The sequence below is a fragment of the Buchnera aphidicola (Aphis craccivora) genome, from assembly GCF_005082145.1.
GTDB lineage: Bacteria > Pseudomonadota > Gammaproteobacteria > Enterobacterales > Enterobacteriaceae > Buchnera > Buchnera aphidicola_U.
The window spans coordinates 237,575-251,178 of sequence record NZ_CP034897.1; the positions used below are offsets into that span (position 1 = coordinate 237,575).

At 25.7% G+C, this 13,604-nt stretch carries 12 protein-coding genes; 1 reads left to right on the plus strand and 11 read right to left on the minus strand.

Annotation, left to right across the window (positions count from 1 at the left end):
- Positions 1-2: 2 nt before the first annotated feature.
- The 11 genes from murD to D9V60_RS01155 all read right to left on the minus strand — a co-directional run bounded on the left by murD (position 3) and on the right by D9V60_RS01155 (position 11,858).
- Positions 3-1,322, minus strand: coding sequence for a UDP-N-acetylmuramoyl-L-alanine--D-glutamate ligase (gene murD / locus D9V60_RS01110; RefSeq protein WP_158360523.1), 1,320 nt, complete (start codon positions 1,320-1,322; stop codon positions 3-5).
- Positions 1,312-2,388 (minus strand): phospho-N-acetylmuramoyl-pentapeptide-transferase, encoded by a 1,077-nt coding sequence (mraY, locus tag D9V60_RS01115; protein ID WP_158360524.1) that lies wholly within the window; start codon positions 2,386-2,388, stop codon positions 1,312-1,314. Before mraY ends, murD begins: the two co-directional genes overlap by 11 nt.
- Positions 2,372-2,962, minus strand: coding sequence for a glutamate ligase domain-containing protein (locus tag D9V60_RS03150; protein WP_258013328.1), 591 nt, complete (start codon positions 2,960-2,962; stop codon positions 2,372-2,374). The genes mraY and D9V60_RS03150 overlap by 17 nt, the downstream gene beginning before the upstream one ends.
- Positions 2,938-3,753, minus strand: a complete 816-nt coding sequence (gene murF, locus D9V60_RS03155) for a UDP-N-acetylmuramoyl-tripeptide--D-alanyl-D-alanine ligase (protein ID WP_258013330.1) — start codon at positions 3,751-3,753, stop codon at positions 2,938-2,940. The genes D9V60_RS03150 and murF overlap by 25 nt, the downstream gene beginning before the upstream one ends.
- Complete coding sequence (gene murE, locus D9V60_RS01125) at positions 3,750-5,243, minus strand: UDP-N-acetylmuramoyl-L-alanyl-D-glutamate--2,6-diaminopimelate ligase (RefSeq protein ID WP_158360525.1); 1,494 nt, start codon at positions 5,241-5,243, stop codon at positions 3,750-3,752. Before murE ends, murF begins: the two co-directional genes overlap by 4 nt.
- 31 nt (positions 5,244-5,274) lie before the next feature.
- Entirely contained in the window at positions 5,275-6,987 is a 1,713-nt protein-coding gene (gene ftsI / locus D9V60_RS01130) for a peptidoglycan glycosyltransferase FtsI (RefSeq protein WP_158360526.1), read from the minus strand.
- Between the two features lie 81 nt (positions 6,988-7,068).
- Entirely contained in the window at positions 7,069-7,317 is a 249-nt protein-coding gene (locus tag D9V60_RS01135) for a cell division protein FtsL (protein WP_158360527.1), read from the minus strand.
- On the minus strand, positions 7,310-8,254 hold the full coding sequence (rsmH, locus tag D9V60_RS01140; RefSeq protein WP_158360528.1) for a 16S rRNA (cytosine(1402)-N(4))-methyltransferase RsmH: 945 nt from the start codon (positions 8,252-8,254) through the stop codon (positions 7,310-7,312). The genes D9V60_RS01135 and rsmH overlap by 8 nt, the downstream gene beginning before the upstream one ends.
- Positions 8,255-8,388: 134 nt before the next feature.
- The gene (ilvN, locus tag D9V60_RS01145) at positions 8,389-8,862 is read right to left on the minus strand and encodes an acetolactate synthase small subunit (RefSeq protein WP_158360874.1); all 474 of its coding nucleotides are present in this window, start codon (positions 8,860-8,862) and stop codon (positions 8,389-8,391) included.
- A 5-nt stretch (positions 8,863-8,867) separates the two neighbouring features.
- The gene (locus D9V60_RS01150; RefSeq protein WP_158360529.1) at positions 8,868-10,586 is read right to left on the minus strand and encodes an acetolactate synthase 3 large subunit; all 1,719 of its coding nucleotides are present in this window, start codon (positions 10,584-10,586) and stop codon (positions 8,868-8,870) included.
- Positions 10,587-10,820: 234 nt separating this feature from the next.
- Positions 10,821-11,858 (minus strand): FAD:protein FMN transferase, encoded by a 1,038-nt coding sequence (locus tag D9V60_RS01155; protein ID WP_158360530.1) that lies wholly within the window; start codon positions 11,856-11,858, stop codon positions 10,821-10,823.
- A 269-nt stretch (positions 11,859-12,127) separates the two neighbouring features.
- On the opposite strand from D9V60_RS01155, the gene degP reads away from it, so the two are divergent.
- A complete protein-coding gene (gene degP, locus D9V60_RS01160; RefSeq protein WP_158360531.1) occupies positions 12,128-13,558 on the plus strand; it encodes a serine endoprotease DegP in 1,431 nt (476 codons plus the stop codon).
- The last annotated feature ends 46 nt before the right edge of the window (positions 13,559-13,604 follow it).

Genomic DNA, 13,604 nt, shown 5'->3' on the forward strand with positions numbered 1-13,604 from the left:
CATTAACTTATTTCCTTTGATAATGTTATAAAAAGATCACCTCTTTCTTCAAAGTTTTTAAATTGATCTTTACTACTACATCCTGGAGATAACAGCACTACATCACCTGATATTGCTTCTTTAGAAATTAAAGTTATAGCTTGTTTTAAATCTTCAACATAAATAGATTTTTTTTGACATATTTTTGCTATATTTGCACCATCTTTTCCAAAACAATATACTTTAATTTTTAATTTTTCTAAATAATTTTTTAGAACATTAAAATCAGCAGATTTTTTATCCCCTCCTAATAATAATCTTATTGTTCCTTGAATATTAATATTTTCTAAAGCAGCTTTAGTACTATTAACATTTGTAGATTTTGAATCGTTAATCCAAGATATATTATTGCGTTTATGTATTATTTGAAATCGGTGTGGTAAATTTAAAAAACTACTAAGTACTATTTTAGTTTTTTCCCGAGGAAAATTCATAGCATCTGAAATTGCTAATGATACTAAAGCATTTTCATAGCTTTGATATCCGTATAGTGATGTTTTCGATATATCAAGTATTTTTTCTTTTTTACAATACAAAAAAACATTACCTTCAATATTATCAATATAATAATCACTATCTTTTGTTCCAAAAGTAATATATTTTTTATGTTGATTCTTTAAATGAAAAATTTTTTCTTTCAAATTTACTAAGCATATTTCTGAATTTTTATAAATAGATAATTTTATTTTTTTATATTGCTGAAATCCTTTTGGGTATCTATCTAAATGATCTTCGTTAATATTAAGTACTACAGCTATTTTTGATTTTAAGCTAAATATATTTTCTAGTTGAAAACTAGATAGTTCTAGTATATATAAATCAGTTTTTTTTTCTAACATTTCTAATGCTGGAAATCCAATATTTCCTCCTAAATGCACTTTATATCCTGATTTTTTTGCAATTTTTTTAACCATTGTAGCTACGGTGCTTTTTCCATTAGTTCCTGTAATAGAAATAATTGGAGATTTTGCTTCTCTACAAAATAGCTCAATGTCACTAATTATTTCAATACCCAATGTCCGAGCTTGTATTAAAATAGGTTTAAAAGAAGATATTCCAGGACTAATAATAATTAAATCTGATTCTAAAATCCATGTTTTTTCTAAATATCCTACTTTATATTGAACAACTTTAGGAATTTTATTTAAATAATAAGGTTTTTTAGATTCATCAATTATTTTAGGAATTATTCCTCTTTTTAAAAAAAAACGCATACAAGATATACCAGTTAAACCTAAACCTAAAATTAATATTTTTTTCTTTGAATACTTCTTATACGGCATCATGTATCCTTAAAGATATAATTCCTAATAATAATAATATAAACGATATTATCCAAAATCTAATAGTAATTAAAGGTTCTGATAATCCTTTTATTTCGTAATGATGGTGAATCGGGGCCATTTTGAATATTCTTTTTTTTCTAATTTTAAAGTAGATTATTTGTAATATTACAGACATAGTTTCAAAAACAAAAACACCACCCATTATTAACAATAATAACTCTTGATGTAGCAATATAGATATTATTCCTAATGCACCGCCTAGTGATAAAGATCCAACATCTCCCATAAATATTTTAGCTGGATAAGTATTAAACCATAAAAATCCTAATCCAGAACCAACAATTGCTCCACATAATACGCTTAATTCATTTGCTTTTTCTGAATAAGAAATATTTATATAACTAGACAAATTAATATCAGAACTAAAATAAGCAATTAAACCAAATCCAAATGATAAAAGAATTACTGGCATAATCGCTAATCCATCTAATCCATCTGTTAAATTCACTCCATTACTTGTACCTACAATAACAAAGTAAGAGAAAAATACATAAAAATAATTTATTTTTACAGGTATAGAAGTGTAAAAAGGAATTATTAGTTCAATAGAAATATTATTATTTTTTTCAGAATACATTATATAAATAATGAATATAGCAATTATTGACAACAAAAAAAATTTATATGATATTTTTAATCCAGTTGAATTATTAAATTTAATTTTTTTATAATCATCTAATAACCCAATTAAGCCGTATCCTAATATAATCGCAAGAACGTACCAAATATATATATTATTTAAATCACAATAAAGAAAAGTAGATATGCATATTGAAATAATGATAAATACTCCTCCCATAGTAGGAGTATTATTTTTATCAAAATGTTTAATAGGTCCATCAGTTCTTATAACTTGAAATTTTTGTAATTTTTTAAAATAAGATATAATATATGGTCCAATAAATAAATTAATAAAAAATGATGTTAATAAACTAAATATTATTCGAAAAGAAATAAAAGTAAATGTTTTAAAATTCAAGTATTTATTAATTAAAAATATCATTTTTTTTATACTCTTTTATTAAATATTCTATGATTTTTTCCATTTTCATATGACGTGAACCTTTAATTAAAATTGTACTTTTGTTTTGTTTTAACATTGTTTCTTTTAATTTTTTAGTTAACATATTTTTATGTTTTTCTGAAAAATGTTTTCCATTTTTACAGATTTTAAAAATTTCGTTACTATATTTTCCAAAAGTAAAAATATAATCAATATTTGATACATTAGCAATATTTCCTATGATTTTATGGTATAAAATACTTTTTTCACCTAATTCTGCCATATCTCCTATGACTAATATTTTATAACCTGGCATTTTTTCTAAAATTTTAATTGCTATAATCATAGAAGCAACGTTCGAGTTATATGTATCATTAATTAAAATTGTATTTTTATTTAATTGAATAGGTTCTAATCGTCCAGGTATAATAGGAGATTTTAATAGTCCAATTTGAATTTGTTTTAGTGGTGTATGAATAGAAAATGCAAGAGCACTAGCAGCTAAGGCATTAGATATACTTTGATAACCCAAATAAGGTAATACAATATTTATTGTACCAGATGGTGTATGCATAATAAAACATGTTTGATTTGCATAAATTTTAATATTAGTAGCAAAAAAATCACTTTCTTTTTTTTTTTAACAGAAAAATAAAATATTTTTTTATTTTGAATTTTTTTTCTCCATTGCGATAAATGATGACTGTCTAAATTAATAATAACTGTGCCTTTATTTTTTAAACAAGATAATATTTCTGATTTTTCTTTTGATATTCCCAATAATGATTTGAATCCTTCCAAATGTGAATAATAAATATTATTTATTAGCGCAATATTTGGTTGAGCAATTTTTGAAATATAATGGATTTCACCTGGATTATTGGATCCTAACTCAATTATCCCATATTTATCTATTTTTTTTAACTTTAATAAAGTAATAGGGACTCCTATGTGATTATTTTCATTGTTCGTAGTATATATGATATTATGTTTTTTTTTCAGTATAGAAGCAGTCATTTCTTTTACTGAAGTTTTCCCGCAAGATCCAGTGATAGCTAATATTTTTGGGTCAATTATATTACGAAGCCAAGCAGCAATTTGTCCTAAAGCAATAGTAGTATCTTCAACTATAACATAAGAAATACAAGATATTATTTGTCTATCAGCTATTATTGCTGAACATCCATTTTTTATAGCTTCTTTGATAAAAGAATGTGCATCAAACTTTTTACCCTTTAACGCAATAAACAAGCTATTTGGTACTATATTTTTAGTATTAGTGATAATATTATCTATTATAATGTTTTTTCCAAATAACAAACCATTTGTAATACTTGCAATTTTTTTTAACGAAATAGGAATCATGTTGTGTTTTCCAATAAATTTGATACTATTTCTTGATCTGATTGGTAAATATACTGATTTCCAATTATTTGATAATTTTCATGTCCTTTTCCAGCAATAAAAATTATATCATTAATGTTTGCTCGAAAAAATACATAAGAAATAGCTTTTTTTCTATTTGGAATAATTATTATTTTTTCTTTTTTTATACATCCGCTAATAATTTCTTGAATAATTTGATTTTGATTTTCATTTCTTGGATTATCATTAGTGATAATTACTTTATTTGCTATTTTTTCAGCAATTTTTCCCATTAAAGGACGTTTTTTTTTATCTCTTTCTCCTCCGCAACCAAATATACACCATATTTTTTTTTGTGAATATTGTAATTTAATAGCATTTAGAGATTTTTCTAATGCATCGGGGGTATGAGCATAATCTATTATACAAATTGGTTTTTTAATAAGATGAAATTTTTGCATTCGCCCATATACCGGAGCAAGTTGAATAGATGTTTTAATGAGATCAGATAATTTATGATTCATTTCTAACATGCATGCTAGTGCTAATAATAAATTTTCTATGTTAAATTTTCCTATTAAACAAGTAGATAAAATTCCACTTCCCCAACTAGATTCAAATTTTACATCAGTTTTTTCATTATAAACTTTAATATGAATAGCATTTATCCATTTTGTAGAATATTTTTTTTGTTTATGATCTTTAATTGTGACTGCAACTGTATATTTATTAGAAAAAGTTTTTAACCAATTCTTTGCATATGTATCATTAGCATTTAATATTATTTTTTTTACTTTATGATCTGTAAAAAGTGAACGTTTAGCTAATTCATATTTTTTCATATTTTTATGATAATCTAAATGATCTTGTGTTAAATTAGTAAATATTGCAGTATGAAAAAAAATATTTTTAACACGATTTTGAGACAAACCATGTGAAGATACTTCTATAGTTACGAAGTTAACTTTATCTAATACTGAATGTAGAAATGATTGTATATCGATAGCTGATGAAGTTGTATTTTTTGTAGGTTTTAATGATTTATAAAACCCATTTCCAAGGGTCCCCATTGTTGCAATTTTATTTCCTAATAATTCACTCCATTGATTAATTAGCTGTGTTACTGTAGTTTTTCCATTTGTTCCAGTAATACCAATTACTTTTAATTTACTGCTTGGTTTATGATAGAATCTTTCAGCTAAATTTGAAAGTTCTTGAGATAATTTAAAAAAAGATATTATAGGAATATTGTTAATATAGTTTATTTTCCCATGTTGTTTTTTTTCTGTCGTTTCAGATAAAACTGCTACTACTTTTTTAGAGATCGCTTCAAAAATAAAATCATGTCCATCTTTTTTTTTACCCTTAATAGCAATAAAGATATCTTTAGATTTTAATTTTCTGCTATCTAGAACTAGATTATTTATATTTTTTTTTGGAAGATTTTTAATCCAAGGTAATAAAAAATATTTTAAGTTATTTTCTTTCATTAAATTTTATTTAAATTTATTACTATTATTTTTATAAGTTATCTGGTTTAATTTTCATTGTTTTTAATACTAAAGTCATTATTTTACTAAAAATTGGAGCAGAAACTGCACCTCCGTAATATTGATTTCCTTTAGGGTTGTCAACTACGATGATTAAAGAAAATTTTGGATTTCTAGCAGGAGCAACACCTGCAGTGTAAGCTATATATTTTTTAATATAACATCCATGAATACCAACTTTTTTTGCTGTTCCTGTTTTAATAGCAATACGATATTTTTTTATGCCTGATTGATTATCAATTTCATTTGGTTGAACAGTTTTTTCCATCATATTAAGTACTTTTTTGACATATTCTTGAGGGAAGATTCTTTTTTCGTATACTGGATGATTTATTTTAACAATAGAAAGTGGCCGATAAATTCCATAACTTCCAATAGTGGTATATAATCTAGCTAATTGCAGAGGTGTTACCATTAACCCATATCCGAAAGAAAAAGTTGCTTTTTCTAAATTTGATAACACTTTCTTTTTAGGTAAAAATCCCTTGTTTTCTCCAATTAATCCTAAGTTAGTTGGTTGCCCTAATCCAAACTTTAAATATGTATTAATTAAATCTTCACTATTCATAGAAAGTGCGATTTTTGATACTCCAACATTACTAGATTTCTGCAATATTCCTGCAATATTTAATTTTTCATGATATGATACATCTTTAATTTGATGTTTTCTAATAAAAAAAGGTTTTGTGTTTATTATTGAATTTGGTTTAATCAATCCTTTTTTTAAAGCTTCCATGATAACTATAGGTTTAACTGTAGAACCTGGTTCAAAAACATCTGTAATAGCTCTATTTCGAAAATTTTTTGAAACTGTATATTGTCTTTCGTTTGGATTATATGCAGGACTAGTAGCCATTGATAATACTTCCCCAGTTTTGATATCAATTAAAACAGCAATTCCAAAATCTGCTTTATTTTTACTTACGCCTTCACATAATTGTTGGTAAGTAATAGTTTGAAGTTCTTTATTAATACTTAATACTAAATTTTTAGAGCTAGATTTATTAATTAAAGATTCATTTTCAATCACATGACCTTGATTATCTTTTCTTATTTTTCTTTTACCTGGTTTACCCGTTAAGTGGTCATTAAAACTTTTTTCTACACCTTCTATACCTTCGTCATCTATATTATTAAATCCAATAAGTTGCGCGGCGATTTTACCAGAAGGATAATAGCGTTTTGCTTCTTCTGTTAAATATATACCAGGTAATTTTAGTGCTTTAACGTATTCACCAAGTTCTGGGGCAACTTGACGCGCTAAATAAATAAATTTTAAATCTTTATCATAATTGACATGAAAAATAATTTTTTTTAATGGAATAGAAAGAATGTTAGATAATGCTTGCCATCTTATATTATTTTCAATATCTATACTATTTTGATGGATCATACTAGGGTCTATAAAAACTGCATTTACTGGAACAGTAACAGCTAATGGGTACCCCAAACGATCGTTAATAATTCCTCTGGTATTTATAACAGGTTGTATTCTTAACGTTCTACGATCTCCTTCATATGATAGTTTTTTGGCATCAATAACTTGAAGAAATATTATACGTAATGTTAAGATAATCAAAAATGAAAAAACAATAATACATAATGCTATAAAACGCCAGTTTATATAAATCGTTTTTCTTGTTTTTTTTTCTTTAAATAACTTTATTTTTTTTTTGGTATACATTTTATAATTATCTTGTTTTTATGATTTTTTTAAAAAAATTAATGAAATTTATATATTATTAAAATAATTAAATGTTTTTGATTAATCAATTGGGGGCGTAGCAAGAGTATTTTTTTCGATAATTAAATTTCTCCATTCATCATTTTTTTTTTTGTATTCTATACGTAATTTTTCTTCTTCAGCAATTAACATACGGGTTTTATAAACTACAATCACAATAGAATTTGCAGATAATATTATTGCAAATAATAAAATTAAATGTATCTTTCCATATAAAAAAAAATCATTTTTAATAATATTCGGTAAATCATAATGTTCTTTTTTATTCATATTTTTTTAATTCTGCTGTACGTAGTATAGAACTCCGAGATCTAGGATTTTTTTGAATTTCTTCATAAGTGGGAAATAATCGATTTATAATTTTTAATTTACATATTTTAAGTTTTTTTATTTCTTTTTCTGTTATAGCCATTCCACATGGAATTTGTGCTTTTGTACTATGTTTTGTCATAAATTTTTTGATTATTCTATCTTCTAATGAATGGAAACTAATAACTGTGATACGTCCTCCTGGTTTTAATATTTTTAACGTGTCTTCTAATGCGCTTTGAATTTCTTCTAATTCTTGATTAATATAGATTCTAATTGCTTGAAAAGTTCGTCTAGCTGGGTGTTTAAATATATTTTTTATTGGTATTGATTTTTTTATGATATTCACTAATTCTAAAGTTTCTTTTATCTTTTTTTTTCTTTTATAGTCTTTTATTTCGTGTGCAATTTTTTTTGCAAAACGTTCTTCTCCAAATTTTTTTAAAACAAAAATAATTTTTTTAGTATCGCTTTTATTAATCCAATCTGAAGCTGTAATTCCACAAGTTTGATTCATTCTCATATCTAGAGGCCCGTTTTTTTTAAATGAGAAACCTCTTTTATAGTCTTCTATTTGTAATGAAGATACTCCTAAATCAAATAATATTCCATCCACCTTTCCTACAATTTTGTTAGATTTAGCATAATTTAAAATTTTTGAAAAGCTATCATGAATTATACAAAAACGTTGGTCTGTAATTTTTTTTCCTATTAATACAGAGTTTAAATCTTTATCAATAGCATATAATTTTCCATTTTTACCAAGTTTTTTTAGAATTTCAATGGAATGTCCGCCTAATCCAAATGTAGTATCAATGTAAATACCATTGTCTTGAATTTGCAAAGAGTCAATTAATTCTTTTGTCATAACAGGAATATGTTTTATATTTTGATTCATAGTGAATTTTTTTGATATCATGAAAAAGAAACATGATCATCTATATTTTAAAATGATCATGTTTAATGAATAATAAAATTTTTAATATATTGTTAGTTTTCGTTTTAAAGTAACACAAATAAATTTTATTTAATTCATCCCCGAGAAATTCCTACTATTCCAGAACGAGTCATCTCAATAATTTCAGATATATTTCTGATTATTTTAAGAAAAGAATCTAATTTTTTTGTAGTTCCTGCAAGTTGTAATACATAGGTAGTAGATGTAATATCTACAATTTGCCCTCGAAAAACTTCAGTAATATGTTTAATATCATTTTTACAATTATTTGTTTGAACTTTTAATAACATAATTTCACGTTCTATATGTGATATTTGTTCAATTTTAATAACTCTTAAAACATCAATTAATTTATGCAGTTGTTTTTCGATTTGTTCAATCGATTTTTCATTTCCTACTGTTTGTATAGTCATTTTTGATAAAGAAGGATCTTCTGTAGGTGCTACTGTAACTGTTTCTATATTATAGCCTCTTTGTGCAAAGAGGCCTATTACACGTGATAATGCACCTGATTCATTTTCTAAGAGAATAGATAAAATTCTTCGCATATTTTTTATTCGGAAACCTCTTTTTTCCTTAACCACATTTCATTCATACCTCCTCCTTGAATTTGCATAGGATAAACATGTTCAGAATTGTCTATTTGAACATCTAAAAAAACTAAATTTCCTTCAGATAATTTTTTTAATGCCAATATTAATTTTGTTTCTAATTCTTCTGTTGTATCTACACGTAATCCAATATGTCCATATGATTCTACTAATTTTACAAAGTCCGGAAGCGAGTCCATATATGAATGAGAATGTCTTCCAGAATAAATCATATCTTGCCATTGTTTAACCATACCTAAAGAAGAATTATTTAAATTTAGTATAAGAACTGCTAAATTATATTGTTTTGCAGTTGATAATTCTTGAATATTCATTTGAATACTGCCATCACCAGTAATACAAATTACAGTGGCTTTGGGTATTGCTAATTTCACACCCAGTGCAGCAGGTAATCCAAAACCCATAGTGCCTAATCCCCCAGAATTAATCCAATGTCTGGGTTTATTAAATTGATAATATAATGCCGTAAACATTTGATGTTGGCCTACATCAGAAGTAATATAGGATTTGCCTTTTGTTAATTTAAAAAGTGTTTGAATAACATTTTGGGGTTTTATTTGGATGCTTTTTTTATTGTATTCTAAACTTTTAGTTTGTCTCCATTCTTTTATAGTACTCCACCATTGATCTAAAGAATGAATTTTTTTTTCTTGTTTTATTAACTCTATTATTTTTTTTAAAACATGTTTAGCATCTCCAACTATCGGAACATCTGCAGAAACAGTTTTAGAAATAGATGTAGGATCGATATCAATATGTAAAATAGTAGCATTCGGGCAGTATTTTTTTAAGTTATTTGTTGTTCGATCATCAAATCGAACTCCAACTGCAAATATAACATCTGCGTTATGCATTGCCATATTAGCTTCGTATGTACCATGCATACCCAACATAGAAATACTTTGAGGATGACTACCTGGAAAGGCTCCTAATCCCATTAAAGATGTTGTAACAGGACAATGAGTTTTTTCTGCGAATTCTAGTAGTTCATTGTTGCTATTAGAACTAATAACTCCTCCACCTGCATAAATAACAGGTTTTTTTGCTTTTAATAATATACTTAATGCTTTTTTAATTTGTTTCTGATGACCTTTGGTAGTTGGATTATAAGATCGTATATGTATACTTTTAGGCCATGTAAATACAGACTTAATTTTTTGTTTTAAAATATCTTTAGGCAAATCAATAACTACTGGACCAGGACGACCTGTAGAGGCTATCCAAAAAGCTTTTTTAAAAATCATCGGTATATCTTCAGTTTTTTTTACTAAAAAACTATGTTTTACTATAGGACGCGAAATACCGATCATATCACATTCTTGAAACGCATCGTATCCAATTAAAGATGATGCTACTTGACCAGAGATTACTATCATTGGAATAGAGTCCATATAGGCTGTAGCAATTCCAGTAATCGCATTAGTAGCACCTGGTCCAGAAGTTACTAATACTACACCTGTTTTTCCAGTAGATCGCGCATATCCATCAGCCATATGAGTTGCTGCTTGTTCATGTCTTACTAAAATATGTTCAATTCCACCAACAGTTTTTAGAGCATCATAAATATCTAGTACTGCACCACCAGGATAACCAAATATATGTTGTATTCCCTGATTAATTAATGATCTAATAACCATTTCGGCTCCTGATAATATTTCCATTTTTTCCTCCAGGATGCTATTTTATTAGGTTTATTCCTAGTTTTTTATTTGTAGTTTATCCTGATAGTTTATCTAGATAAAATAAGAACAGTTAAATAAAATATAAATAAAGATCTGTCATTTATTAGTGTCAACTAAATGTTCTTTTATTATTACAAATATATTAAATATTATCAATAAATTGAAATAAATTAAATAATTATATATTTGATTAAAATTTATTTTTTAAAATGTTTATTTTAAAATTAAAAGTTTTTTAAATTGAGGCGATATCCATGTTAAAAAATTATTTTTTTCTTTAGTTATCAGACAAACAGCTAAATTTTCATTGATAGATAATGCTTTTGCTTTTTTAAAACCTAATAAAAGCAGTCCAGTGTCCCAACCATCTGCTTCTAATGCGGTTGGAGCAACAACACTAACAGATACTAAATTATTTTCCACAGGAATGCCATTTTGAGGATTAATAATATGTGAAATATTTTTACCATTAATAAAATAATAATTGATATAAGTTCCAGCTGTACTAATAGATTTGTTTTTGAGTTTAAGAAGCAATTGAGCTGATTTTTTTTTGTCGGTGGGTTTTTGAATTGCAATTATTTTAGGTTTTTGTTTATTATTTACTTTAACTAAAACTGTACCTCCTATAGAAATAATATAATTTTTTATTCCTTTTTTTTTTAGTATACAAGATAAATGATCAACAGCAAATCCTTCGCCTAGTGTAGAAAGATTTATTTTCATACCATTTATATTTTTTTTTAAATATACTCCACTGGATTTATTAATAATTTTTAAATATTGAATACCTGTAAGGTTTATATTTTTTTTTATTATATTTGGTGAAGGGTAATTACGAGGTTTTTTTTCAGTTCCAAATCCCCATATATTAATTAAACTCCCAATAGTTATATCTAATTTTCCATGAGTTTTTTGATGAATAGTTAGTGCTGTCAAAATAATTTTTAAAAAGTTTTTATTAATTTTTAATAATTGATATTTTTTTAATTGATTAAATTTATAAACTAAAGATTGTTTTTTCCAAGGAGATAATAATTTTTCATCTGCATCTAAATTATTTTGTATGAGTCTTTTTAAATATTTTTTATTTTTTATTTTTACATTGGGAATTTTTACTTGCCAGTATGTTCCCATTGTTTTTCCTTTTAATTCTATTATTTCTGCTATTTTTTCATTTGTATTTCTATATATTATATAAAAAAATATTAAGGAACATAAAAGAATATTGATTATCTTATTTAATATCATAAATATAAAACCATTATTTTTGATAAGAAAAATATTATATAGAAAAATATATTTTTTATAAAAATTTTTATAAAGTTAATAAATAAATAACATTTATAAAATTGTAATTTTAACAGTATTGATCCAAAATATTTTTTTATTTATCTACTAAGCATCGATGGAGTTAATGAATTATGGAGTGTATACTAAAATTTTATTTTAATTAAAAATTTTGGTTTTTAGTCGTTTTATCTATATAAGATTAGATTGTAATTTATGAGAAAGCAATAATGAAAAGAATAAATATAGTATTAGGCGGAACAGTATTTATTTTGACTCTATTACTAAGTTTAGGAATGTCTTGGGGAGATAAAAACTCCATTTCCAATAATGTTTCTTCTGCACTTGTTATGCCGAGTTTAGCGCCTATGTTGGAAAAAGTTATGCCTTCAGTAATTAGTATTAGTATTGAAGGAAGCACTATAATTCCAACTTCTCGTTTACCTCATCAATTTCAACCATTTTTTGGTAAAAATTCTCCTTTTTGTAAAGGTAATTCACCATTTAGGAATTCTCCTTTTTGCCGTTCTAATCCAAATTCTGATAATGCAAATAAAAAGTTTCGTGCACTAGGATCAGGTGTTATTATTGATGCTGAAAAAGGGTATGCTGTAACTAATAATCACGTTGTAGAAAATGCTAATAGAATACAAGCACAATTAAGTGATGGACGTCGTTATGAAGCTTATGTAATTGGGAAAGATTCACGTTCTGATATTGCCTTAATACAATTAAAAAATGCAAATAATTTAAGTGCAATAAAAATTGCAGATTCTGACACTTTAAGAGTGGGTGACTACACTGTAGCTATCGGTAATCCTTATGGCCTTGGTGAAACTGTTACATCCGGTATTATTTCTGCTTTAGGACGAAGTGGATTAAATATTGAACACTACGAAAATTTTATTCAAACTGATGCTGCTATTAACAGAGGAAATTCTGGTGGGGCATTAATAAATCTAAATGGTGAGTTAATAGGGATTAACACTGCAATATTAGCCCCAGATGGAGGTAATATAGGTATTGGTTTTGCCATTCCTGGTAATATGGTTAAAAATCTTACAGCACAAATGGCTGAATTTGGACAGGTAAGACGTGGTGAATTAGGTATAATAGGAATGGAATTAAATTCTGATTTAGCACGTTTAATGAAAACAAATACTCAAAAAGGAGCTTTTGTCAGTCAGGTTTTACCTGATTCTTCTGCGTTTCAAGCAGGAATTAAAGCTGGAGACATTATTATATCTTTAAATAAAAAACCTATTTTTAGTTTTGCAGCATTACGAGCTGAAATCGGATCTTTGCCAGTTACTACTAAAATGATATTAGGAGTATTTCGGGAGGGAAAAATTAAAGATATATTCGTTGAATTAAAACCATCTATTCAACATAATATGAATTTCGGAGATATTTATACAGGCCTTGAAGGTGCTAATCTATCTAATTATTTAGATCAACAAAAAGGTGTAAAAGTAGAAAATGTAAAAGAAAATACTCCAGCTTCAAAAATTGGTTTTAAAAAAGATGATATTATTATACAAGTAAATCAAAATTTAATAAATAATTTAGACGACTTAAAACGCGCATTAGATAACAGATCAGATCTATTAATTTTTAGGGTAAAAAGAGGAACTGCTAATATTTATTTAGTAACTAATTAATTTTTTGTTATGTAATTCCGCCCGATTTTTTTAGATACGGGCGGTT

What these genes read in the sequence shown, in the direction of transcription:
- murD (WP_158360523.1), bottom strand. Translation starts at nt 1,322, where the DNA reads ATGCCGTATAAGAAGTATTCAAAGAAAAAAATATTAATTTTAGGTTTA.
- D9V60_RS03150 (WP_258013328.1), bottom strand. Translation starts at nt 2,962, where the DNA reads ATGCATACACCATCTGGTACAATAAATATTGTATTACCTTATTTGGGT.
- ftsI (WP_158360526.1), bottom strand. Translation starts at nt 6,987, where the DNA reads ATGTATACCAAAAAAAAAATAAAGTTATTTAAAGAAAAAAAAACAAGA.
- murF (WP_258013330.1), bottom strand. Translation starts at nt 3,753, where the DNA reads ATGATTCCTATTTCGTTAAAAAAAATTGCAAGTATTACAAATGGTTTG.
- murE (WP_158360525.1), bottom strand. Translation starts at nt 5,243, where the DNA reads ATGAAAGAAAATAACTTAAAATATTTTTTATTACCTTGGATTAAAAAT.
- ilvN (WP_158360874.1), bottom strand. Translation starts at nt 8,862, where the DNA reads ATGCGAAGAATTTTATCTATTCTCTTAGAAAATGAATCAGGTGCATTA.
- degP (WP_158360531.1), top strand. Translation starts at nt 12,128, where the DNA reads ATGAAAAGAATAAATATAGTATTAGGCGGAACAGTATTTATTTTGACT.
- D9V60_RS01135 (WP_158360527.1), bottom strand. Translation starts at nt 7,317, where the DNA reads ATGAATAAAAAAGAACATTATGATTTACCGAATATTATTAAAAATGAT.
- D9V60_RS01155 (WP_158360530.1), bottom strand. Translation starts at nt 11,858, where the DNA reads ATGATATTAAATAAGATAATCAATATTCTTTTATGTTCCTTAATATTT.
- mraY (WP_158360524.1), bottom strand. Translation starts at nt 2,388, where the DNA reads ATGATATTTTTAATTAATAAATACTTGAATTTTAAAACATTTACTTTT.
- rsmH (WP_158360528.1), bottom strand. Translation starts at nt 8,254, where the DNA reads ATGAATCAAAATATAAAACATATTCCTGTTATGACAAAAGAATTAATT.
- D9V60_RS01150 (WP_158360529.1), bottom strand. Translation starts at nt 10,586, where the DNA reads ATGGAAATATTATCAGGAGCCGAAATGGTTATTAGATCATTAATTAAT.